This window comes from Peptococcaceae bacterium (assembly GCA_024655825.1).
Classification (GTDB): Bacteria; Bacillota; Peptococcia; order DRI-13; family PHAD01; genus JANLFJ01.
This window is the reverse complement of sequence record JANLFJ010000038.1, coordinates 1-24,989: the sequence shown is the minus strand read 5'-3', so window position 1 is coordinate 24,989 and position 24,989 is coordinate 1. Positions and strand designations below refer to the sequence as shown.

At 47.7% G+C, this 24,989-nt stretch carries 21 protein-coding genes; all 21 read right to left on the bottom strand.

Translation table 11 applies throughout. The features are described from left to right. Nucleotides 1–114: 114 nt before the first annotated feature. Nucleotides 115–1,302 carry an MFS transporter gene (locus NUV48_12760; GenBank protein MCR4443011.1) on the bottom strand — a complete coding sequence of 396 codons (1,188 nt, stop codon included), beginning with the start codon at nucleotides 1,300–1,302 and terminating at the stop codon, nucleotides 115–117. A 40-nt stretch (nucleotides 1,303–1,342) separates the two neighbouring features. Further along, a complete protein-coding gene (locus tag NUV48_12755) occupies nucleotides 1,343–2,365 on the bottom strand; it encodes a 3-keto-5-aminohexanoate cleavage protein (GenBank protein ID MCR4443010.1) in 1,023 nt (340 codons plus the stop codon). A 44-nt stretch (nucleotides 2,366–2,409) separates the two neighbouring features. Continuing rightward, nucleotides 2,410–4,788: a glycyl radical protein gene (locus NUV48_12750; protein ID MCR4443009.1), complete on the bottom strand. Its 2,379-nt coding sequence runs from the start codon at nucleotides 4,786–4,788 to the stop codon at nucleotides 2,410–2,412. Nucleotides 4,789–4,841: 53 nt separating this feature from the next. Further along, on the bottom strand, nucleotides 4,842–5,714 hold the full coding sequence (locus NUV48_12745; protein ID MCR4443008.1) for a DUF6282 family protein: 873 nt from the start codon (nucleotides 5,712–5,714) through the stop codon (nucleotides 4,842–4,844). 76 nt (nucleotides 5,715–5,790) lie between these two features. Beyond that, complete coding sequence (locus NUV48_12740; protein MCR4443007.1) at nucleotides 5,791–6,177, bottom strand: cupin domain-containing protein; 387 nt, start codon at nucleotides 6,175–6,177, stop codon at nucleotides 5,791–5,793. 183 nt (nucleotides 6,178–6,360) lie between these two features. Further along, on the bottom strand, nucleotides 6,361–7,866 hold the full coding sequence (locus NUV48_12735; protein MCR4443006.1) for an FAD-dependent oxidoreductase: 1,506 nt from the start codon (nucleotides 7,864–7,866) through the stop codon (nucleotides 6,361–6,363). 66 nt (nucleotides 7,867–7,932) lie between these two features. After that, nucleotides 7,933–10,302 (bottom strand): formate C-acetyltransferase/glycerol dehydratase family glycyl radical enzyme, encoded by a 2,370-nt coding sequence (locus NUV48_12730; protein ID MCR4443005.1) that lies wholly within the window; start codon nucleotides 10,300–10,302, stop codon nucleotides 7,933–7,935. Nucleotides 10,303–10,363: 61 nt separating this feature from the next. Then, the gene (locus NUV48_12725) at nucleotides 10,364–11,284 is read right to left on the bottom strand and encodes a glycyl-radical enzyme activating protein (protein MCR4443004.1); all 921 of its coding nucleotides are present in this window, start codon (nucleotides 11,282–11,284) and stop codon (nucleotides 10,364–10,366) included. 60 nt (nucleotides 11,285–11,344) lie between these two features. Next, nucleotides 11,345–11,794 carry a YhcH/YjgK/YiaL family protein gene (locus NUV48_12720; protein MCR4443003.1) on the bottom strand — a complete coding sequence of 150 codons (450 nt, stop codon included), beginning with the start codon at nucleotides 11,792–11,794 and terminating at the stop codon, nucleotides 11,345–11,347. Nucleotides 11,795–11,886: 92 nt separating this feature from the next. Continuing rightward, on the bottom strand, nucleotides 11,887–12,258 hold the full coding sequence (locus NUV48_12715; protein ID MCR4443002.1) for a cupin domain-containing protein: 372 nt from the start codon (nucleotides 12,256–12,258) through the stop codon (nucleotides 11,887–11,889). Nucleotides 12,259–12,393: 135 nt separating this feature from the next. Further along, nucleotides 12,394–14,061 (bottom strand): FAD-binding protein, encoded by a 1,668-nt coding sequence (locus NUV48_12710; GenBank protein ID MCR4443001.1) that lies wholly within the window; start codon nucleotides 14,059–14,061, stop codon nucleotides 12,394–12,396. 35 nt (nucleotides 14,062–14,096) lie between these two features. Further along, complete coding sequence (locus NUV48_12705) at nucleotides 14,097–14,951, bottom strand: acetoacetate decarboxylase family protein (GenBank protein ID MCR4443000.1); 855 nt, start codon at nucleotides 14,949–14,951, stop codon at nucleotides 14,097–14,099. A 525-nt stretch (nucleotides 14,952–15,476) separates the two neighbouring features. Further along, entirely contained in the window at nucleotides 15,477–16,775 is a 1,299-nt protein-coding gene (locus tag NUV48_12700) for a TRAP transporter large permease (GenBank protein ID MCR4442999.1), read from the bottom strand. Beyond that, a complete protein-coding gene (locus tag NUV48_12695) occupies nucleotides 16,772–17,317 on the bottom strand; it encodes a TRAP transporter small permease (protein ID MCR4442998.1) in 546 nt (181 codons plus the stop codon). Before NUV48_12695 ends, NUV48_12700 begins: the two co-directional genes overlap by 4 nt. Before the next feature lie 155 nt (nucleotides 17,318–17,472). After that, entirely contained in the window at nucleotides 17,473–18,642 is a 1,170-nt protein-coding gene (gene dctP / locus NUV48_12690) for a TRAP transporter substrate-binding protein DctP (GenBank protein MCR4442997.1), read from the bottom strand. A 121-nt stretch (nucleotides 18,643–18,763) separates the two neighbouring features. Next, nucleotides 18,764–19,543, bottom strand: a complete 780-nt coding sequence (locus NUV48_12685; GenBank protein MCR4442996.1) for an aldolase/citrate lyase family protein — start codon at nucleotides 19,541–19,543, stop codon at nucleotides 18,764–18,766. A 464-nt stretch (nucleotides 19,544–20,007) separates the two neighbouring features. Next, entirely contained in the window at nucleotides 20,008–21,492 is a 1,485-nt protein-coding gene (locus NUV48_12680; protein ID MCR4442995.1) for an FAD-binding protein, read from the bottom strand. 92 nt (nucleotides 21,493–21,584) lie between these two features. Further along, nucleotides 21,585–22,379: a nicotinate-nucleotide pyrophosphorylase gene (locus NUV48_12675; GenBank protein ID MCR4442994.1), complete on the bottom strand. Its 795-nt coding sequence runs from the start codon at nucleotides 22,377–22,379 to the stop codon at nucleotides 21,585–21,587. A 39-nt stretch (nucleotides 22,380–22,418) separates the two neighbouring features. Then, the gene (locus NUV48_12670; protein ID MCR4442993.1) at nucleotides 22,419–23,837 is read right to left on the bottom strand and encodes a hypothetical protein; all 1,419 of its coding nucleotides are present in this window, start codon (nucleotides 23,835–23,837) and stop codon (nucleotides 22,419–22,421) included. Next, nucleotides 23,818–24,450: a 4Fe-4S dicluster domain-containing protein gene (locus NUV48_12665; protein ID MCR4442992.1), complete on the bottom strand. Its 633-nt coding sequence runs from the start codon at nucleotides 24,448–24,450 to the stop codon at nucleotides 23,818–23,820. The genes NUV48_12670 and NUV48_12665 overlap by 20 nt, the downstream gene beginning before the upstream one ends. Nucleotides 24,451–24,522: 72 nt before the next feature. Continuing rightward, nucleotides 24,523–24,989: molybdopterin-binding protein (locus tag NUV48_12660; protein MCR4442991.1), on the bottom strand; the 467-nt coding region annotated here is incomplete at its 5' end.

The window sequence follows — 24,989 nt, the reverse complement described above, 5'->3', positions numbered from 1 at the left end:
GTAACGGTTCGAAAGGAAAAAAGCCAGTGGAATTTCAAGTTTCTTGCTATATCTCAGTTATTCTCGACTTTGACGAAGTCCTGGAGGAACAGTTAACCAAAAGTATGTTATCAGCTATTTTTTCACAAAAAAAAGCAGGCTCATTGCAACTGACAGCATCAGGCATACCGTCGCCCCACAAAACATAGCTATAAAACCTGCGTACTCAAGAATTGCCCCCCATACAACGCCGCCTACAACATTGCCCATATCCCATGCAAGATAATATGTAGCCTGGGCTGCTCCTATTCGTTCTCGCGGAGCGTTTTTTATTACTATTGTGTTCAGCACCGGCATAGTAATACCTGAACAAAGGCCATAAATTCCGCCGCAGGTAACAAACAGCACCTGGTTTGAGGTAAATGCAAGCACCAAGAAGGAAGCCGCGCCCAATACCAAACCGGGTATCAGAACAGTCAAAGGCCCCAGGCGGTCAGTCAACTGGCCGGCGGTTACCCTGGCTAAAGCCATGGTAGATGCAGCTACAGCAAAAAACAGACCAGCCGTGGTGAAACCTCTTACTGCAGCATACAGCGTAAGAAATGTTGTCACGCACGTAAAAGCCATAATAACCGGCAATTGTACAAGAGACGGTTTTAGGGCACTTGTTTCAATTTTATCCCATATCCTTTTTGTTTTATCGTGGTGATGCTGTTTTATCTCGCCGACTTTTGATTCAAAGCATCCGCCGTTTTTCTCATACCGGCAAAAAAAGGATAACAGGCATGAAACCATGATTATCAATGTCGTCCCGAAAAACATCAAACGGTAATCGCCATGGTTTATGAGCGCCAGGCCCATAGAAGGCCCAATTGCCGTGGCCAGAGGCATTCCAAGTCCATAGTATCCAATCCCTTCGCCGATGCGGCTTTTGGGAAGCACATCCGCCGCAGCAGCGCCAAAGGCAGTTCCAGCTGCGGAAAAGCCCACGCCTTGCAGCGCTCTTAACGCCAGCAAAACCCAAAATGCTGTGGTAACATTGAAAATAAGGGTAGCTATAGCAAAAATGAGGCAGCCCGCAATCATGACTGCCCTTCGCCCTTTAACATCGACAAGATCTCCGCTAAACACCCTGGTCAGGAGTGCAGCGATCGCAAAAGCCGAAGTCATGGCCCCGCTGAGCCTGGTACTGCCTCCCAAATCATCTATGTATAAGGCGAGAGTATTATTGAGCATTACCATTGCAATGGACACAAACAAGTTTGCCGCCCAAATGTCAGTGAAATGTTTGTTCCATACTTTGTTGCTTACAATCGCAACCACCTCTTTTCCCGCCTTTTCTCTTTTGTGTGGTGATTGCTGTTTATTTGCCAGCGTTTTTGGCGGGCAAACCGATCATTTGCCGATACTCGTCGGCAGTCGCTATTTCTCGACCGAGGAGCTCAACAATCTGCTTGTAACTCTTAAACACTTCAGCGTTGTTGGTCAGTTTTTCATTACGGTGAGGCCACTTCCAAACAGTATCCTCCATTCCTATACGGATGTTTAACCCCAGCAAAACGGCCAACGTGGCCAGGTAGCTGGAGGCCCTCCCCGCCGCGCAAACCATAACGACCGCCGTATCATCGATATCCATAATGCGGTTATAACTGTGCATCAATGTTTCCACCATGGCCCTGGGATTGTGCATGGGGCTGCAGCCGGGTAAGGCCGGCAGGATTAAAAAGTGGTACGGCTTTTCCAGCAGGCCGGTTTTAATCAGGTAACGGTCGGCATTGTCGATATCCCCGTCGGAATAGACGGCGACCTGCGCTTTAAGCCCATGCTCTTGAACAATCCTGGTTTGCTCAATCATCACATGCGGGGGATTGCAGAACAGGTTGTCGCCGTTATAGGTCGCCACGGTGTTGATCGGGGTGACCTCGAGCAGGCCGTCCTTCAACATTTGGACCAGCTTGGGCCAATCCTCTTCCCTGCCGGGAACCAAACATCCGTCGAACAGCACATCCGGGAACTCTTTCTTCAGGGGAGCGATCACTCGGTGGAACAGATCGGGCTCGAGCACGCTGTAACCGTTTTCATCCCGCACATGGATGTGAACTATCTGTGCGCCGGCCAGACAGGCCTCCCGGGCAGAATTGTAAATCTCCTCAGGGGTGACGGGCTGGTTGGGATTGTTGCGTTTGCTGTACAGCGCTCCGGTGATGGCGGTCGATACTGCTATTTTGGGAGGGATCTTCCACGGCGGCTGTACGTCCACCCCAATGGCGAAAGCGGTATTGGTCGGGTCGCAGATCTCGGGCAGACCATAAAACCGGAAATAGACTTCGCGGCCGTACTGTTCGATCATTTTTTCCACATGCGCCCAATTGATCTTATTGCTCATCAACAACCACTCCTTGCCTATAGTTACTTTTTTTTATTTTCTTTTCAAACATCCCCAAATTCCATTCTGGCAATAATGTCGTTTTGAAGTTCAGGGCTTAGCTCAACAAAATATGAGCTGTAGGTCGCCACCCTGACCAGGAGGTCCTTGTAGTTTTCCGGTTCCTGCTGGGCTTTCTTCAAGGTATCGGTGCTGACAATGTTGAATTGGACAAGGTAACCGCCGGTTTCACAATAGGCCCTGATCATCGCGGCGAGCTTTTTAATCTTGCCGGCGTCTTTCAACGCATCGGGACTAAATCTAATGTTCAGCACAGCCCCGTTGGTCAGTTTGGTCATATCAAGTTTGGCCACCGACATCATGGTCGCTGTCGGGCCGCTGGTGTTCCTGCCGTGATGCGGAGAAATGCCGCCTTCCGAAATAGGAGCACCGGCCTTCCGTCCATCGGGCAGCGCCCCCACCACCCATCCGAGCGGGATATTGGCCGTTACGGTGCCGGCCGCGCAGTTCGATATGGAGTCCTTAAACCCTCTTTCCCTGTTCACCACCTCGCTGCAGAGAGCAATCACATCACTAACGATTGAGTCCACATAGTCATCGTCGTTGCCGAACTTGGGCGCTGTTTCCAGTAAATGCAGGATTTCATCTTCTCCTTCAAAGTTCTTGTCCAGCGCTTCGATCAGCCTTTCCATGGTTATTTTTTTATCTTCAAACACTACTTTTTTTATGGCCGCTAGGGCATCTCCTACATTGGGTATCCCGGACAGGGACACGGCGTAAGCGATATACGGGGCGGTTCCGCCATTGGTGCAATCGAGCCCGAGTTTAATGCAATTATGGTAGAATATGGACTGGAACGGCACAGGACAATACTCGGCAAAGAGCTGTTTATCTACATTGCGGAAAACCAGGGCATACGGTATCAGAGCTTCCACCTGCGTTTTGAACGCGTCCCAGACCTCGGCGAACGATTTGAATTTGCGCGCGTCGCCAGTGGTCGGTCCTACCTGCATACCGTTTACCATCCTGGCCACGCCGTTGTGCAGTGCCAAATCAAGCATCAACGGGATATTTACCATCCCGCCAGGTACGTCCAGCGAATACCCCGGCACCGTCGGTGTATTGCACCCGGTGATTATATATTGCCGCGCAAGTTCTACCGGTTTGCCGTCATTCATCAGTCCCCGGATAACGGTTTCATCGCTCAGGAACTTGACTTTACCCTTCAGGGAGTTCGCCAGCTCGCAAGCCTTGATAACAAATGATTCCGGTGTTTTCTTGCTGATCCTGACGATGATGTCCTCGCAGCTCAAGGCGACTTCTTTTTCCGCTTCCAGGAAAAGATACGACAGTTCGTTCACCGCATCTCTCCCATCCCCGGTCAGGCCGCCCAGGACAAAATTCACAGTCATCGAAAAACCCGCAAAGAAATTCGCCGCTTCTGTAGAATAAGGGATGCATAGCCCGTTAGCCTTTATCAAGAACAGCTCAATCAGTTCCAAAGCGGCTTCGGGCGTAAGATTGCCCTCTTCAATGTCCTTTTTATAGAAGGGATAAAGGTACTGGTCTACCCTGCCAAAACCATTGCCAGGGCCAATTCCTTCGATCATAACGATCAGATAGCCCAACCAGGTTGATTGCAGGGCTTCATAAAAAGTCCTCGCCGGATTGAGCGGAACCCACCTGCAGGTTTCCGCTATTTTTGCTAGCTCGCTCTTTCTTTGCCGATCTGTCTCTTTCGCCGCCAGGATTTCGGCCAAATCGGCATAGCGCCCGGCAAACGCAGCAGCGGCATCGATCGTGATGCCGACAGCTTTCAAAAAATAGTACTTGTCCAGATGCTCCATTTTCACGAGATTGAGTTTGGCCAGTTCTTCTTCGACCTCTTGCTTGATGCCCTTCAGGCCTTTCTTTAGCAATATTTCGTAATCCGCGCTGGAATGGCCGAAATACTGGTTGTTCCCGCAAAATGCGCCGCCGCACTGCACGATGTTGTTGAATTTCAAGAATTCTGCGGGGACCCGTGCCTTCCATTTGTCAAAAAGCGATTTGCCTTTCCAGTAAGCAACTATCTCTTTGATTTTCGCTTTTTCTTCAGCAGTTAAAGGTTTGAATCTGTCCACAGCCCTGGTTGACAGCAGGTCCATTTCTTCCTCATACCAGGCCGCATTCAATTCAGGCGTAAGGATGCCGGCTCTCAGTTTGCTGGAGCCGCGGCCAACAATCAGTTCGCCGTCCTCAATGCCGACAGTCATTTCAGTCAAAACCTTTTCCAGGGCTTTGGCCCTCCTGATTACTTCCGGCTGGCCCTCAGTTTCTTTGTATGATTCCGTCATGAGGTAGCCTCTTTCGACGCAGATCTCCGGCCTGGTAACCATGCTCTCCCTCAGTTTGGCCACCCGGTCGCTTGTCCTGGTTTCCATCCCTTTGGCCCTCCTCTCAGGATAATGGGCTTTTGGCCAGTTGAAGTCAAAGCCTACGAAACCTCACCATCAATACCCAGTAACCTGGCCGGTGTCACTTTGGCCATCAGCGCCAACTGCTCCGGTGTAAACCCGCGTTTTTCGTTCAGCAAACCAAGAAATTTCAGCATGCCTTCCACGGGATGAGGTGATATCGCTTGACCGAAATCAGAGGAGATCACCATTTTATCCATTGGCACTCCCGCCTCCAGATACCTGTCGAACAGGGAGAGCGAGTTGAAGTAGTTGTCGTCGTCTTGCAAGACCATGCCAAATTCGCAGGCGGTCATCTCAATATACGCTCCCCACGATGCCCACCTGGCCACTTGTTCAATGGTCGCATTAACCGAAAAAGCCGGATGGTTGACATAGACCTTTTTCAAGCCCATGTCAAATGCCTGCTGGAGCAACACATCAATTTCTTGAGGCGTGGCGTGGCCCGTGCAAAGGACGATGTCAGGCCTGGTCACGATGTACTCAAGCACCTCAACCGCTTCCGGCTTCAGTTTCCCGTTGGAGTCCACGTATTCCAGCGGCTCCTCGGTCACGGTCATATTGCCTGACCCGACGAATTTCTTGCCCTTATGCCCCTCCAGGTGCAGTTTGGAAGAAACCGTAGGCATGTAAACCACCCGGGTCCCCATGTTGTAGGCGGCATCAAGGGCCAGCAGATTGAATCCCCCCACCGAGTTGTTCAGAGCAATAGAGCTGAAAACGCGGCAGTTTTTCTTTCCGAGATGCTTTTCCGCTATCAGGCATCCGTGCGCTGAAGGCACATAGTGGTCTTTCACCACAAACCCGGCATAGCCGGCCTCTTCGGCCGCAATAAGCATTTCGCCGACATCCACTTTCCTGTTGGCTACGGAAGGGCCCGCATGGATGTGCATGTCGACCACTCCTCTTAAAAACGACCTGTCAATCGCGTATCAATCCCTTCTGTGCGGAATTGCATGATGAACTGTCTCAGTCCCAGTTTTGATGCCCGAGCCTGGTGACACGCCTGCTTTGAATGCGGTCTGCCGTCCGCTTGGGATAGAATACTTCCAGGACGCGAAGCTCCTCGTCGCCGATCCTCTTTTCAATTCCATGCGCCACATTCGGCGGCACTACCATGTAGCAGCCTTCGCTCATGCCGTAGGCCACGCCGTCGCACCAGAAATTCGCTTTCCCTCCCAAAATGATGATGACCTGCTCGTAATCGTGCGTGTGCGTAAAGTTTTCCGGGTCTGAAAATATTTCCGAGTACTGAATGGTCACATGTTCCGACCCTTGAAAAACATACGTCCGCCCGCCGGGCCGGCTGGTATCAGGTTCTGCTTCATGGTAATCGAAAAGTATTGGTTTAACCATGGCTTATCTCCTTTTTGTATTATATTTTTTGTTTATTAAGACCTTCCATGACGATAGTAGCAACGGGGTTTGAAATGTGTCAATTTATGAACATTACAGCAAAATTCAGGGCAAAAACCATCACGGTAAATTCAAATTTCTGCTTTAGGCTTCAATTTGCATTTGTTATGATACTGCCCCCGTTCATTTGATTTGTTTAGCCGCCAGAATCGACCGGGCGGCGCTTTCTGCGGCTATGCGTCCCGAAGAGAGTGCAAAACGCAAGGAGTGACTGGCAACGGAAGACGCATATGTGTCCGAGTCGGTACCGCCGATGTCCACACCTGCTGCGTAAAATCCCGGCAAGGGGTTGTCATTTTTGTCCAGCAGCTCCATTTTAATATTGACCTTGAGCGGCCCGCGAGTTACCAGCATAGACATCTGGCACCGGCTGGCGTAAAATGGAGGTTTGATCAGAGGAATCATCGCCTTAGGATCCTTGCAGAACCAATCGTCATGCCCTTTTTCGCAGAAAGAGTTGTATTCGGCAATGGTCTCCTTCAGCACGGCGGCCTCGGCCCCGATCCATGAGGCTATCTCTTCCCACGTGTTGGCGATTTTAACCTGTCCAGCTTCGACCAACTTGGTTATCTGTTCTTCCAAACTTTTTTCTTTGTACAAGTGCCATCTGAATATGCTGGGCTGTTTGTTCAGAATGTGTTCCTTGATGTTTTCTGAAAACAGGATGTAGCAGGTCTTATGGGGCAGCCGGTACATGCTGTTAGTAATATTGAGCTTCGATTCGTCAACAAACCGCACGCCTTGCGGGGTTACCCATACATGCTCCGGGTTCTTTTCGGTGAAAAGAAAATCTCTGAAAGGAGAAGGCGAAGCCCCTAAGTAGGGAACCCTGTTCAAATTAAATTCAAAAGCCACCGTGCCGTCCGATGCCGCACCAATTTCAAAGGCCATTTTAATCCCGTCCCCGGACCGTTTGAAACCAACAATGACCAGATCGTTCAAGGTGTTTTCATCATAATTGGGGAAATACCTGGACATGAGTTCCTCGTCTCCCATAAACCCGCCGGTAGCAATAATTACCTTCGTCGAACGGACAATCAGCTTGCCTCCATCTTTTGTTTCGGCCAGCACTCCCGCCGCGGCGCCCGTTTCGTCTTTGAGCAGCTTTTTTGCCGCTGTATTGCACAATATCTTTACGCCTTGCCTGTTGCATTCCCTGATAAGTAGTTTTGCCAATCCACCCTTGCCGGTCATGGCTTCCGGGTTATCTATATAACCCTCATAATCCTCCGGCTCCATTTTTGATTTCAGCCACTCTGGCACCTCTTCGCTTTTGTTGATCAGCGTCCTGATCAGCCGAGCATCGCCGCGCCAGTGGTTCCATTCCATAGCGGCCTTAAAGTAGGCATCCGTCCGAATGGTATAATCAGGGTCGATGCGGGGGTCGCCGTCAACGATCCTGTTGTCGTCCATGCAGGGCAGCTTGGGAGGGCGCCCGTCCCAGGATAGCTGCAGCATCAAGTTCGGAAAAACAGCATTCCCTCCCGGCGCATTCATTTTCTCCAGGACGACCACGTTGTTTATTCCCCGGTCCCGGGCCTCGAGCGCGGCACTTAATCCCCCTGCGCCGCCCCCGATAATTACTATATCGGCCTGCATCTCTTCTATTAAACCAGCTTGACTCATCATCACACCATGCTCCTTTCCTCAATCCCTGTACGTTGCTCCTTACTGTCAGGCCCGTTTTTTTGTTGTTCAGACTTCTTGAAACTCTGTACGTTTGATGATGTCGTTCTGCAGATCCGGGCTCAGCTCTACAAAGTAGGCGCTGTAAGTGGCCACCCTTACCAGCAAGTCTTTGTATTGTTCCGGACTTTTCTGGGCTTCTTTCAACATCTGGGTGTCAACGAAATTGAATTGAATAAGGTTGCCTCCCATTTCGCAAAAGGTCCGGAGGAGAGAGGCAAATTTCTTCAGTTTTTGCTCTCCTTTTACGGCGTCCGGGTTGAACCTCATGTTCAGGATAGAACCCCTCAGCTTGATCTGGTCCAGTTTTGCCACTGACCTCATCGTTGCTGTCGGTCCGGAAATGTTCCTGCCCTGGTACGGCGATATGCCGCCTTCGGACAGCGGTTCACCCGCTTTTCTCCCGTCCGGCAGGGCTCCCACAACCCAACCCAGGGGGATATTGGCAGTCATCGCTACAGTGGAGGCTACGCTCTGCCGTCCGGCAAAGGTCTTATGTCTTCTGACTGCATCGCATACGTGAATAAGCACCTCTTTCAGGATCAGGTCCACATAGTCGTCGTCGTTGCCAAATTTCGGCGCTTGCTGCAGAAGATAAAGGACCTCTTCTTCGCCTTCAAAATTCTTTTCCAGGGCAGTTATTAACTTCCGCATGGTTATTTTACGGTCGTCAAAAACCACTTTTTTAATGGCCGCCAGCGAATCTCCGACATTAGCTGCCCCCGCAATCGCCGTTATATGTGTGTGGTACGGGTAAGCGCCTCCCTGGTAAATGTCTAACCCTTTTTCCAGGCACCGGGGAAACAGGGAGGATTGAAATACGACCGGGATTTCAGCAAACACTTTCATGTCAGCGTTCTTGTACAGGAATACGACTGAAAGCATGTATTCGACCTGGCGCTTATAGGCTTCCATAAACTCTTCAAAAGTTTTGAAGGTTGTCGGATCGCCTGTTTTGGGGCCGATCTGCTTGCCTGTCTGCCGCGAAAAACCATTGTGCAAGGCCAGGTCGACAGCCAGCGGCAGATTGAATATTACTCCTCCCAAATCGTGAGAAAAAGCCGGTATGGTGGGATTGTGGCAGCCGGTGGAAATATAGTCGCGGGCATATTCCAGCGGTATCCCGCAATTCATCATCTGCGGGATAGAGGTTTCATCGCTGACAAACTTGATCTTGCCTCTTAGCTGTACTGCGGTTTCCACCGCTTTCATTACAAACGAGTCCGGGTTGAGCCTGTTGATCCTGACCATCATCTCCTCCGCGCTCAATCCAACAACCCGGTCCGCGTCAAGGAAAAGATACGACAGTTCGTTTACCGCATCCCGGCCGTCCCTGGTCACGCCGCCTACTGTCAAACCCTGCATAATTGGATAACCGCCAAGGACTTTGGATACGTTCTTATCCGCCAGGGCTACCACGCCGTTCATTTTTATGAGGAGCAGCGTAATCAGTTCATGCGCCTCCGCCCTGGTAATGGTACCGGCCTCAATGTCCCTCTTATAAAACGGGTACAAATACTGGTCCACTCTCCCTAGGCTTATCCCGGCGCCCCATCCTTCGATCATCAGGACAACATACACAAACCAGATTGACTGAAGCGCCTCATAGAAGCTACGGGCTGGATTGGCTGGAACCCACCTGCAGGTCTCTGCTATCCTTTCCAGTTCGGCCTTCCTTTGAGGATCTTTCTCTTGCTGGGCCATATCAGCAGCCAACTGCGCGTATCTTTGGGCCAAGCACTGCGCGGCATCCAAAACAATCCTGGAAGCCTGATAAAAGTGGTGTTTCTCCAAATCCTGCATTTCGCTCAGGTCCAGTTTGCCCAGCGCTTCATCAACTTCCCTCTTGACGTCGTTTAACCCCTTGGTAATTACCCGCTCGTAATCGACAGCAACGTGGGCCATATGGTGGCTGTTTTCGCTAAACCCGCCTGTCCCCTGAACTATGTGGTTTAGTTCCCTGGCTTGCTCGGGTACCAGCGCCTGCCACTTGTCGTACAGCGATTTCCCTTTCCAGTAGGCCACAGCTTCTTTCAGTTTTTCTTTCTCTTCTTCTGTCAGAGGCACATACTTGTCCCAATCTCTGGTCGCGACAGTGTCCAATTCCTCCAGCAGCCACTCCGACGAAATCTCCGGAAGAACCGCGCCGGCGCGCACTTTACCTGTAGCCCAACCGACAATCAGTTCGCCGTCTTCAATGCGGATGGTCATTTCCTTAAGGATCTTTTCCAACGCTTTCGCTCTTCTTATTGTAGCCGGTTGGCCTTCGGTCTCCTGGTAGGACTTAGTCATCAGATACCCGCGCTCAACGCAGATCGCTGGTGTCGTAAGCATGCGCTCTCTCAGCTTTTTGACCCGTTCTGTGGCCTCAAACATCATAGTTCTTTACGCCCCCCTCATACTTTTGGTTTCCGCAATATTTTAATTTTATGTATTCGTTTTAGCCTCCTATTTGAGTATTCAAACCGCAATGTTCAAACATCGCCTTTATCTCGTCCTGGCGTTCGGCGTCAAGTGGCTTTGTTTTCAGCCGGTATTCTTTGCCAAGCTGTTCATATTTCACTTTCCCAAATTCATGCACCGGTATAATGTCAACCCGCTCCACCGATTTCAGCCCGGCCAGGAATTTAGCCGTAGCCTTCAGGTTCTCTTCAAAATCATTGTACCCCGGCACCACGGGAACTCTGATAATAATCGGTTTTCCCATATCATTCAAGCGTTTGAGGTTTTTTAGGATCGGTTCGTTGGAACGCCCCGTGTTTTTGATATGTCGATCTGGATCCATGTCTTTGATATCAAACAGCAGAAGATCCGCCTCTTCCAGGCATTTGACACCTTCCGGCGAGGTAACATAGCCGCAGGTGTCAATTGCCGTATGGATGTAATTCTCTTTGCATTTTTTGATCAGTTCCAGGGTGAATTCCGGCTGCCAGGTCGCTTCACCTCCGCCGATCGTAACTCCTCCTTCTGAGGAACGGTAGAAGTGCTGATCTTTTTTTACGTTTTCAAATATTTCTTCAACAGTATAATATTTGCCAAACCATTCCAAAGCTCCGGCAAAGCATATCTCAATACATTGGCCGCAGTTTGCGCACAACTTTCTATCGACATTTATCGCGGGCTTATCTTTTTCTTCCAGCAGCCGGATTGCGCCAACCGGGCATACAGAAACACATTTCCCACACCCGTTGCACTTTGCTGCAGTTACCTTCAACTCGGGATAAAACGCCTGCCCCTCCGGATTGCAACACCATACACATCTGAGAGGACAGCCCTTCAGAAACAGCGTAGTCCTTATACCGTAACCGTCTACAAAAGAGCCGTGAATAATATGAAAAATCAGACCTCTGGTTTGTTCCATTCAAACTTCTCCTCTATTATTGGTTTGTTCGCATAACTGACTTCTTATATTTACTCCAGGTCAAAGCTTCACCTTGATAACAGCCTTTGTAACCGGTACTGCGTTTTTATAAATGCACCTTGCCACGTGCACGTCCTGGGGCAGCGCAATACAGAAGGTGCCTTCAGATAGCCTTATGAGATCGCAATTCGCTTTGAAAAACACAATATCCATGTTGGGGTCATACTCGCCGGCTGCAACGCATTGGTCCAGTCGAGCGTAACCAAACGCCTCTTCACCCTTTACCATATAATGAATATCTGCATAAATCCTATGCCCTTCAGGAGAACAGGTCTCATATGCCACAGGGGTATATTTTTGCACCAACGCAAAAAGTTCATCCCCCTCGATCGCATGTTTGCCTTCCTCCATCATTGTTAAGTCTGTCTCTGCAAGCCATCTAAGCGCTCGTTCAAACCTTCCGCCAAGTCCGTAATAATGCGATGCATTGTCAATCCTGTCAACAATCATATTAGTTGCACCTCTATCCCTCTTTTTGGTCCAATTAAATCTTTTACGCTTTGTGCCCGGGTTATGCCAGGGTTTAAGGGCACTCCCAGTTATTATGCCCCATCACCGTCCTTATTTTTGCTCTGCTGGCGGTCAGCCCGCTTGGGAACGAATATTTCAACAGTAATAGCTGTCTGGCTGCCCAAGTTCATTCCATAATGCTCACAGTTTGATGGAATCAATACGATGCAACCTGACCCCGCCTTATATGTTTTCCCATCAATCCAAAAACCTAATTTTCCTTGCTGAATATAAACAATTTGTTCATGTTCATGCGAATGCGGGGCTCCTTGGCTATGAGGGGGCAGTTCGAAACATTGGATTGTAAGGTGTTCTGAACCTTGAAAAATTGCTGTGCGGGGCAGGCCTGAACCCATGTCTTCCCAGATTACTTCCTGCAGATCAAATACCTTGGGGGTTGCCATTGGAAAAACCTCCTGAATTGTTTTTGCCTTATCTGGCAGATAGAACTACTCTGAAAATATTTCCGATGGGGCCGCAGGCGGCATGATGGTTTAGTAAATTTCAATGGCCTGCCTGCAATTATGAAATGTTGAGTTTTAACCATCAATATTGAACACAGCTTTATTTATAACTATCAGTTTATTCATATTGACATCATCTCTCTCGGGAAAATCCTCTCTGTAATGTCCGCCCCTGCTTTCCGTCCTCTGCAAGGCCGCCCACGCCACAATAAGGCTCGCATCAAGCATACTTGGAATTGATACTGCTCTGAAGATTTCACCATCGCTATCAAGTGATAATCTTGGCAGGTCCTCATTTTTAATACGTTTTAACTCCTTGATGCACCTCTCAAGACCTTCTTTATTGCGAACAATAAGGCAGCTCCTCCACATAAGCGTACGTATCTGGTTTTCTAAATCTGATACCCTTAAATTCCCTTTGCTTTTCAGAATGTTGCTGTATTTATAACGTTCTTCATTTAATTGGTCTTTATCGATTTCCATATAATCAGCGCGTCTTGCTCTTTCCGCAGCGTATTTGCCTGCTCTGGCCCCAAATACCAGGCAAGCAGCAATCATGTTTCCTCCCAGGCGATCAGCTCCATGAGGACCTCCCGCAGTCTCGCCGGCCGCATACAACCCCTCAATGCATGTTTCCGCCTTTTCATTAATCTTTAAGCCGCCATTAAAAGCATGAGCGTCGGGCCGGACCGCGTGGGTCTTAGCTAAAATCAAGTCCATAAAGGGCCCAAACATGTGGCTTAGTCCAAGCTTTTCCGCCTCTTTTAGAGCGTTCTGTTTTGCTACCTTGGTGAAATCGAGAACCACGCACCCTTCTTTGGTCCCTCTTCCTTCCAGCAGCTCTTTATAAATGGCAATATCGATATGCTTCCCGTCATCGCTCGTACTGAATGGAACGTGCCCCATCCTTTCATAGAGACATTTTTCCAGGGGGACATCTTGAGGCAAATATCTGGGGAAAAACCTGTCTCCCAATGCATTATACATTTCAGGGTTTAAGAAATAAGGGATTACAGGAAAATCCAACGGCAGCTTGGCAAACATTTGTATGAATTCCATGTTTATCAGGTCCGCACCAGCCCGGTATCCCATGACATAGCCGGCCCCTGCCGCCTGGGGATCATAGCGAGGCGGAAATATTCCTGCTGCACCACCGGTTGCCAATATTGTCGACTTCGCCTTGAAAACATGGAATTCTCCTTTTTTATCTATACCCAGGGCCCCGACGCAAGACTTGCCTCTGGTCAAAAGACTTACAATTGCTATGTCGTCCCTTACCGTAATACTGTGTTTTTCTACCTGTTGTTTAAGGATTTCAATAGCTGTGGGCGAGAAACCAAACATGGTAATTGCTCTTGGCCTGGTTGCAAAACAGGCCTTGTGTTGATGAAACTTACCGTCAACTTTGTTGGGTGGAGAAAAGCCCCATCTTTCCAAATCGTTATATCTGTCGACTATTTCGTACGCCAGTATCTTGGCTAATTTTTCATCACACATCCCCCAGGCTGAACGGACAATGTCTTTGTACATTTCTTCGGGGTTATCCTGGGGATCAGTATCACCGGTTGGCAGGCTCATCCCCCCATACCAATAAGGGCCAGTAGCTCCGCCTTTTCCTATGCCTGTTTTCATGACCATAGTAACTTTAACATTATTGCCAACGGCTTCAAGCGCAGCCCTGCAGCCGGCCATGCCACCGCCAATTACTAAAACATCTGTCTTGATTTCGTTTGCGTTATTCAAAAATACCACTTCCTTTGTTTGCAGGTATCAATCTTTTAGCGCAGGTTAATGCCTCGCTCCGCTGATTTGTTATAATCATGTATAATCTGGACTCCATGGAAGGTAATTCCTAAACTCATGAAATAAGCTCCCGTGATCTCTTTTGGTTTAAGTAAAATGTGTTCTTCGATATCTGATTCATTGAAAATGAGCGCGGCATCTTTCGCTTCCCATACTTCGCCGATATTTGCCGTAGTAACATCTTGTACTAAACAATTAACCATAGGTTTATCCGCACCAATCGCAATATTAGGAAAGTGAATTATATTAAACATCTTGCATTTCAATGATGCAGGAAGCTCTTCAGCGGTTATCTTTTTACCCAATGTCATGCTGGCGGTTATCAACCTGTCGGCATGAGCAGTAACAATGCCTTTGATTTTTGAACCGGTTCCAAATTTGCCGATAGCAGGATTCAGTTCATGGAGATGCCGTTTTTCATAGCTGGTGTATATTTTGCCGAGCTTTTTGGGAGCCCCCATAAACCATCCTCTTAATAATGTAAAGTCATTGTCAACCCAGATAAATGCAAGCTTCTTAGCTTCTTCGCCTTGATAATTGCAATGAATATCGATAAAACCTTCTTTAAAATTGCATCTTTCCGGGTTTGTAAACAGCATTTCCTTCTCACTATCCCATACTGAAACAAAGGAGTTAATCCGCACGCAGCAGCCATTCGGTTCAATTGTAGATGGCTTAAGCGGTTCGGGGATAAATTTGCTGACCTGACCCGGTTCAGCCCGATAGGTTATTATCATTTGTTCTGATACAAAATGCCAGGGGGGTCCTCCAATCAGCTGGCTTTTACCTCCCGGTGATAAAGGATGACAAAAACCTTTTAATTCACCCATTGTAATAACCTTCCTTTCCGAATTATTTTAGTATTTAATTTAATCTCAAAATGGATTATTTATTAATTTAAATAACAAAAAACATTTAAATTAAAATTATAGATATTTGGCAATAATCCATTCCTTACAACACCCTAATTATTTACAAAGTTTCTCTGCAACAGTATTGATTACAAGTTGATAGTAGCATCGGTAATAAAAATGTGTCAAATCGCGAACATATACGGCAATATACGTAAAAATTTTTCGCTGATAAATTCAAATTCTAATTAAAGTCCGCATAGTTGTGTAAAAAAGGGTTCATACAATTATAAGGTCATATAATAATGTATCGGGCTGGTATTCCTGATTGACCTGGGGAGGACGCCAATGTCAAGGTCGGCTTCGGCTGGCAAAGCTGAGCCTTGACATTGGCCTTGTCGAAACCGGTATATTCAACCGGCGCCGGGTACAAACTAATATTTTATGGTGAAAGGCAGTAAAGCTTTAAGAAAAGTCTTGACCATAGAGTGCTCCGCAGTGATCTCATTTCATACTGCTGGGGATCCATAAAGATAGTTCAGGAAATATCAAGATGAGTATAATGCAGGCAAATAAGGCTCCAAGATATGGTAAAGCACCGCGAAAGATTTGCGCCGCCGGGATTTTAGTTGTTCCACTAAGAGCAAAGACCGTCATGCCAAATGGCGGAGTAATCCCGCCTATTATAATCGTAAAGACGATCAATACCCCAATGTGTATGGGATTCCAACCGGCACTTACAAGCGCAGGATAAAACATGGGTAGTGTCAATATAACCGCAGCCGTAACATCAAGGAAGAACCCAATTATAATATATACAGTTAAAACTATTATCATTATGCTCCAGGGGGAAGTTGAAATGCTGGTTAAAAATGACGCGATTGCCTGGGGCACTCCTGTAATGGCCAAGAATACATTGAAGATATTCGCGCCAATGATAAGCATTCCGATCATAACTACAACCGATACAGTCTCCAGTGAAGATTGTTTTATTGCGCTCCATGACAACTTTCTTTTTATTGCCGCTATAAGCAAAACGATTAATGCGCCCATCCCTCCTGCTTCAGTAGGAGTAAACATACCCACATACATACCACCGATCATAAATACAAACAAAAACGAAATGCTTAACAACAATGGAAGTCCCTTTATTCGCTCAGCCCATGATGTTTTGGGGGTAGCAGGAGCTAATGAAGGATTAATTCTAGTCAAAATAAAAGTTGTAATGCCGTATAGAACGGCCAAAAGAAAACCCGGGATGATCCCAGCCATAAAAAGATCCAATACTGAGTTTTGAGTTAGCATAGCGTAAATAACAAATAAAAGACTTGGTGGAACCAATGCTGACAAAACACCGCTGGTCACAATACATCCCAAAGTGATAGTATCGGAATATTTGGCTTTTCTTGTTTCAGGCAAACTAATTGAGCTAAACGTAACTACCGCTGCAATTATTGCGCCGCAGCAAGCGCCAAAAGCGGTATTGGCCATAATAATACTGTACAGCAACCCCCCGCGGAAATGTCCTATCCATCTCTTTACACCTTCAAAAAATTCTGAAGCTATTCCTGTATACTGGGTAAGAGCACCCATGCATACAAAAAGCGGTATTACTGTCCACCCGGTTTGCTGCAAAGTTTGAAATGGCGACGTGCCCAAAACATTAATGGCCGGATTTATGCCCTTTACAATCCATGTCCCTACAAAACCCACCGCGAAAAAAGTGAAAGCAATAGGCACCCTCAGCATAATAAGAAGGAGCAAGACTACGATTCCTAAAATACCAATCATTAACGAATTCATTCTTTTTCCTCCTTATGGCAAACCCCAATATTGCCAATGCTTCTTATTACAAGCAATAAACTGGCCAAAGCAATACTGGCCCAACCAATTGCTATAATAAAATATAAGGGTGCGAAAGGAACATGTAATACATCCGTATATGTCCCGGTTTTGCTAATAAAGATGCTTTGTTTAATTGTGGCATACGTTAATACCACCGATATTATTAAACATATACAATAATTAAAGAAATCTATGATTGCCTGTGTTTTTCCAGACAACCGGTCAACAATCATTCCCATTACTACATTTGATTTTGTTAACTGACAATTACCGCCCGCCATCATAACCATTAACATCAGCATAATATATGTACATTCCAGTACCCCGGTAAAAGGTTTTGAAAACACATAGCGCGAAATCGCTCCCCACCCAACCACAAAAATCATAGGCAAAACAATGAATGTGCTAATGTAGAATAACAGGCGAATTAAGAATGTTATGCCTTTATCTATACTTTCAAACATACTTGCAAATGATGTTTGCTTTTTTGCTTGTTCCAAGGCAACTCCTCCTGCCTCCATAGATAAATAGCTAAATTATTGAAGATAGAAACTTATATCTCGTAATGAGGGAATTGGGGGGGATTTAAACCGCTTTTATTAATGGTCCCCCCCGCTAATTATTTTGTTGGAGAAAAGTTTATTGCCCCAGGCGCTTATTTTTGTGGCACATTCGGATATGAAGACCATTCATTAAGAATGCTCTGCCAATCAGGTTTGAAATTTTCATAAGAATATTTTTTGCTCAATGCAATATAATCATCAAGGATTGCCTGCGCAGGGCCTTTTGCCGAGTTGTTTTTCACCCATTGTTCTCTAACCGGCGCAAGCTTCGCGTTCAATTTTGCAACTTCTTCCGCGGCCGGTTTGTAAACCGGCGGTAATCCTTTTTTGGCCAGGGCTTCTTCAAACTTTTGCTTTAACGCCATTTCATCGGCATCGCCTTTACCGCCATAAATCAGAGCATCCTTTTCCCAGTTCTCCCATGAAAACAGTTGTTGAAGGTCAGCCGGTAGACTCTTGTAAAAATCCTCATTCATGACCTGAATAAAATATGAATGTTGAATATTAAAATCTGTTACATACTTGAACAATTCCTGTAAATTCATAGCATAGAGGGCTTGATGGTTAAGAGCGATGGTGTCATATACGCCTTTTAAAGCACCGTCAGCCCATTCGCTTGGTGGGGTTGAGACCGGGGAAGCCCCCAATGCTTTTACGCCCATAATGCAGTATTCTCCAGCAGCTCTTATCAGTCTTCCTTTTAAATCATCCACTGTTTTGATCGGTTTCTTGGTACTATACAACAATGTCCTCGCCACAGAATTAAAACTTAAAACTTTGACACCTTTAAACTCGGCTTGAATCTCAGGATATTTCGCATAAAGCGCTCTTGCTGCCATCGTGGTCTCCAAACAACCGGGGTAATTGGAAATGCCAGGCAAGGATAGCACATCCATTAAGGTAAACCGTCCTGCAATTCTAGAACTCGACTGTATCCCCATCTCGATTACGCCAGTCCGTACAGCATCAAAAATATCCGCCGGTGAGGTGACCGCTGCAGCATTGGGAATAATGTTAAGTTTTATCCTCCCACCGCTCTTTTCCCACAGCCATTTCTTTTCAGCTTCGGCAATAACAGTCACCCGCGGATCTTGACTGGTGTCTTGCATGCAGTACTTTATTTCATATATTTGGGGTGGTTCACTTTTTTGTTCGCTTGATTTTGTGGTTGTTCCTCCCTTTGATGAACACCCAAATAAGGGTAATGTAAACATGGCAATTATACAAACAGCAGTAATCGCTATCCATTTGCCTTTTTTCATAAATTACCATCCTCCCCTTCGTTTCAAATATAAAGTTTTGACCATTTTCAATTCATTTTATTAAACAATTTTTTCTTCTTTTCATTTTCACCTCCGACAGCCAATTTACAGTGTATTGATTTCAGGGTTGTTTTGCTTTGACCTTTTTATATTTTTCTAGGGTCTGTTTGCTCAATCTGCCAAAATAGTCGTAAGGTGAGCCAATACATATAAGGGATGCGCCTCTGTCCAGCCAGAAATCCACCAGTTCAAGATCTCCCGCCGTTGATACACCATATGGTATTCCTGCCTTTTTGCATTTTTCGGCAATTGCTTCCATCATTCCCACAACTTCCGGGTCTTTAATTTTACCTAATTTCCCCACAGATGCCGACAAATCCATCGCTCCGCACATAACTGCAGTGAGTCCCTCTACTTTAAGAATCTCATCCAGATTTTTGACGCCCTCAATATGCTCAATTTGAATAATTCGCCACAAATTTCTTTCAACATGCTCCAAATACTCGTCCAGTGGCATCTCGCCATACATTATGCTTCTAGAAGGGCCAAAGCTTCGTTTGCCATGAGGAGGGTATCTGCAAGAAGCAACAGCCATTTTAGCCTCCTGGGGTGTATTGATCATTGGAAAAATAATGCCATCCGGGCCAGCCTCCAGGATAGGCTTAACTAGCACCGGGTCGTTCCAGGGAACTCGGACAAACGCGGCGCAACCGCCAGCATTGGTAGCGATGATAGCATTTACAGTCATCGGCCCGGTCATATCTGTATGTTCTCCTTCAATCCATACGAAGTCGTATCCCAGCACTCCACACATTTCAAAAAATGCAGCATCCGATGTCATACAATGGGTACCTACTGCTACTCCGCCACTGGCCAGCGCTGTTTTTACTCTGTCTAGCATTCTGCTCTTCCTCCAATCTTATCCGAGGTCAAATAAAACAGAATTAGTAAAATACCTTGTCGCTTGCAAGGCATGAATCATGATATTATTAATAAATTGTGATACCATTTAATAATTTACCAAATATAAGGAAATTTTTGTATCAAACTTAGGCCCCTCTCTTGCTATCCAATGCGGTTGTTGAGAGAACAGGTACTACTGCTTTCCGGTGCTTTTTAGCCAGACATTAAAGACTATAAAAATTTTCTTATACTTTCATAGTAGCAGCGGTGGTTAAAACGTGTCAAATTACAGACATTTACCCCACGAAATATTAAAAATACCCTGCCGGCAAATCCATTTTCTTGTTTGGCGATTCAATTTGCATTATATTGTGACCATCAGCAGTAACAGAAGAGAAGGCTCAAAACCTTATCGGGGGAAACAGCGCACCGCGGCTGGCTGTGAGGTGGAAAAAGGCTATTTCATTTTGCCGCCAGAATCGCCCGGGCGGCACTTTCTGCAGCTATGCGTCCGGATGAGAGCGAAAATCGTATGGAGTGACTGGCAACCGCTGCCGCATATGTGTCCGAGTCGGTACCGCCGATGTCCACACCTGCGGCGTAAAATCCCGGCAAGGGGTTGTCGTTTTTGTCCAGCAGCTCCATTTTAATATTGACCTTGAGCGGCCCGCGCGTTACCAGCATTCCCATCGCGCATCTGCTGGCGTAAAAAGGGGGCTTGCTCAGGGGAATCATCGCCCTGGGAGCCTTGCAGAACCAATCGTCATGCCCTTTTTCGCAGAAAGAGTTGTATTCGGCAATCGTCTCCTTCAGTACGGCGGCTTCCGCCCCAATCCACATGGCTATCTCTTCCCATGTATCGGCGATTTTAACCTGTCCAGCTTCGACCAACCTGGTTATTTGGTCTTCCAAACTTTTTTCTTTGTACGCGTGCCATCTGAATATGCTGGGCTGTTTGTTCAGAATGTGTTCCTTGATGTTTTCGGAAAACAGAATGTAGCAGGTCTTATGGGGCAGCCGGTACATGCTGTTGGTGGCATTGATCTTCGATTCGTCAACAAAACGCACACCTTTCGGTGTTACCCATACATGCTCCGGGTTCCTGGCGTTATTCAAGAAGTCTTTGTAGGGAGACGGCAGGGTCCCCAGGCAGGGCATCCTGTTCAAATCCCATTCGAAAGCGACCGTACCGTCAGATGCCGCACCGGCTTCAAAGGCCATTTTTATCCCGTCCCCGGACCGTTTGAAACCAAGAAAGACCAGATCGTTCAAAGTATTTTCGTCATAATTGGGGAAATACCTGGACATGAGTTCCTTATCTCCCATGAACCCGCCGGTGGCAATAATAACCCTCGTCGAACGGACAATCAGGTTTCCCCCATCCTTTTTTTCGGCTAACACCCCTGCCGCAGCGCCCGTTTCGTCCTTGAGCAGTTTTTTGGCCGGCGTATTGCACAATATCTTCACACCTTGCCTGTTGCATTCCCTGAGGAGTATTTTTACCAATCTCCCCTGCATATTCCCGCGCAAGGCTTCCGGGTTTTCGATATAATCCTCCGGTTCCATTTTTGATTTCAGCCAATCTGACAGCTCCTCGCTTTTGTTGATCAGCGTCCTGATCAGCCGCGCATCGCCGCGCCAGTGGTTCCATTCCATGGCGGCCTTAAAGTTGGCGTCTGTCCGGATGGTATAATCAGGGTCGATGCGGGGGTCGCCATCGACGATCCTGTTGTCGTCCATGCAGGGCAGCTTCGGAGGGCGCCCGTCCCAGGATATCATCAAGTCTGGGAATATGGCATTCCCGCCTGGCGCATTCATTTTCTCCAGCACTACCACGTTGTTTACTCCCCGGTCCCGGGCCTCGATCGCAGCGCTCAATCCCCCTGCACCGCCGCCAATAATTACTATATCGGCCTGCATCTCTTCTATTAAACCATCTCGACTCATCTTCGCATCCAGCTCCTTCCCTCAATCTCTGTCCGTTGCCACGGACTGTTGGACCAATTGTGGTATCGCGGCCTGGTCCGGTGATACAAGAACTATGCGATGATATCCAGGCGGAAATCCAGAAGTGGCGCATCGATAATCGCCCTGCCCACATCGACGATGTCTGCGCCGGTTTCGATCAAAGCTGACAGTTTTTCTTCGGTTACGCCGCCGGCGAAGGCAATTTTCACCCGCTTGCGCCAGTTGCCGTCAGCGCCCGCCTTGACCACGGCCTGCAAGTCGACAATTCTTCCTGTGTCCACCATCAAAATGCCCGCCCCTGCCTCAACGGCTTCATTGGCTTCGTCGGCAATCGGGCCAAACTCACCCCTGAGCTGAATCACTACCGTTTTCCCAGGCAAGGTTAACGCTCTTTTGACGGCCCGGCCTATCCCGCCAAGCATCCTCGTGTAGTTCTTATCCAAATAAACGAACGGTTCTTCCGCTATCCGGATTCCTGCGCCGCCTATAGCGATGGCTTGCCTCAGTTCATCTTTGTTTTCCGGGAAGGCTTTTTTCCAGGCACCGCATACAACCTTGACCCGACCTCCTGCCGCTTCGACCATCTTGCGGGCCGCAGTCGCCACGCCTGACGGTTTGCCAATTATACCCAGCAGTCTTTCTTCGGCCAGGGTTACCTGGATCGGGTCTCCGCTCGCTTTGAACACCGCGGTTTTTTCGCCGAGCGGCATCCCGTCGGCTGCAACCCAGGTGTTTTTAAGTCTTATTTCTTCAGCCGCTTTTAACAACTTTCCCGTTCCGGCAAAGACGCCCTTCTGGTTGGCAGTGATCACAAAGGTGAATTCCCGGTCTATTCCCTCGAAAAGATGGGCCCTAACATCATTCACTGTTCCACCTCTTTTGCGCGAAACCAGACAACAGTATACTCATATTTCTATACCACGCTGTTTCAGCCATTTCGGCATAAGAGTCGTTACCTCTTCGCTTACATCGGCCGAATTCTCCAACATAAATTCTCGCAAGCTCTCGCTGACATTTACACCGCCCTGTGCGCCATCAAAAACCAACACATTCTCGGTTTTGGTCACTTTTTTGGCGTACTTCATCGCATGATCCAAATCCCAGGCGATCACCGCATTCTTCATATACTGATTACTGCTCTCGCAATGCTCGAATAATTTGGCCATGGCTTGGCCTACCACGATTGTCGGTATCTGCTCCGAATAGAAGTTGGAGGGAAATCCTTTATATGAATAGTTGTTGATCATCATCTTTATCGCCGGATTAATCGTCGGGATCCAAGGAACCGTTTGCCTGCCTTGCTCGTCATACGTCTGTTCCGAAACGGGGCCATAAGGCGTAACCGGCAGGGACAAATCAAAAATGTCCACGTTGGCCTGCATGAAATTGGCAAAAATCAGTCCAGCGCCGAAGGTGTAAGGAATGGGGCAGGGACAATCTATAACCACAATGCACTCTTTAATCCTGTTTAAACAACGAATCCATTTGCCAAATAACTCCAGTATTTCGACCGTAATCCTATCACTCTGCTTTATCAAATCAATATCTGAATCAAAACCGATGATGCCAGTTGGGCACACCTTCATAATGACTGATCCGGCGAACTTCTCCTGTACAAAGGGAGACTCATAAATAGCCCGTGCGATAAAGTTCGCCGCACGCGATCCCATATTTGAGTGGTAGGTCGATCTGGTCTCTATCCTGGCGTACGACATACCAAAAGGTTTCAGAATTCGGTCGATCATCCGATGCAAATGCACTTCCCGCACATCGTCGTTATGAGCGTGGATAATCCATTTGGCATCATACGCCTTTGCAATCCCATACAACGGGCCCATTATTGTTTCAATCTTGATCGGCCTGTCAACCGGGGCGATGCACTCCGCCTTACCGTTAAAGTACTTGTCCAATTCAAAATGCTTAATATACTCTTCGCTTTCGCGAAATCGAACGCCCACCCCCGCGCGAAGCCTGATATCGGTCGCCCCGGTCCGGGCCTGCACTTCGTCTTTGATCGTTTTGAGCATTTCGGCAAACGGCCGGCCGCCCGCTATGGTAAACCCGTGGTGCGATGTCAAGATGTTTACGCTGTCTCCGGGTTTGATTCTGGAGAAATCTATGTTCTGGAGAGACTTCCTGACTTCTTCCCGGATCACTTCAAGTTCAGTTCCCGTATAGATGGGATCGGGTATTTCAGGGAATAATTCTTTGACAAGAAGCGATGTCATTCCCGGCAGCTCACAAGCCCTCTTTTTCAGTTCATGCGGCGCAATGCCATATTGTGAAACCCTCGGCTCCAAAGGTTTAAGCGTCGGTCTGGGCATTTTTATCCCTCTCTCTCAGTTTGGCCTCAAGAATGTCATCCAGGAATTTCCTGTCCTCTTCAAAGAAATACCTGCTCCCATATTTCTCTATCACTTCAGGGTTGAGGTTCCATAAGGTCGCTGTGGGCCCGCGCCATTGGTAGCCATCAACAGGATCGGGCGGTTCAATGCCGGCGGCTTGCAACAACCGATAGATCGGCCGGGGGCAAGCTATCTTGCAACCGACCCCGGCGCCTGTTTTCAACGTTACTTCCGCCGGCGTCCTTGCTCCATCCAGAATAGCGGCTGCCACTTCACCGGCCCGTGTATTGCTGCAAATGCACACAATCATATCCGGGCTGTATTTCGCCTTAATGCAGATATCCCATATTTTGTCTTGATCAAACCGGTTGACATCCATTCCGATCTCGACAGGCTCCTCAAGCGGTTCCATGTTGACCGCGTATTGCGGGCATCTTTGATGGCAATTGGCGCAGCCGTAACATTTGGCATAGTCAATCACCGGCTTTTTATTTTCCATGCTAATCGCAAATGTGGGACAAACACGATAGCATGTCCTGCAGCCGTTGCACTTATCCAAATCAATGACGGCCTTTTTGGTTATTCTAAGCATTTTCGGCCTCCCTCCTCAAAATTCAGGTTTTATTCGGTTTTATAAATCATGATGATTACATTTTTAGCCGGCCTATACATCATGTTGATGATGAGCAAAACGGGCAGTCGCGCTGCCAGCTTTAAGCTTCTCGCGCAAAGCTTCGGCGATTTTTTCCGCAAGCGCGTATTTGCCCGGCTGGCCGGGAAGTTCATTAAAATTCAATATAACTTCCAGCGCTGTTCTGACTTCATCGTTTGGTCCAGGCAGGGCAATTATCAATGATTCATTCTTTTGGCCCACGGCTATGCGTACGCCTTCCTTGCAATGACGCCCGGTGCCGATCTGATACTTGATGACCCAGGGAGTAGCCGCAGCAGGATCAAGCCGTAAAACACCCTCGACGGTATGGTCCTTGTCTTCGGCCCCCACTCCGCCCGTTGTGATAATTAAACCGTATCCCTCGTTAACCGCCCTGAAGAGTTTATAATGAACATCGTCCGGGTCGTCATCGATGACCGGTCCGATATCCGCTTGATAGCCTCTTCGCCTGAAAGCCT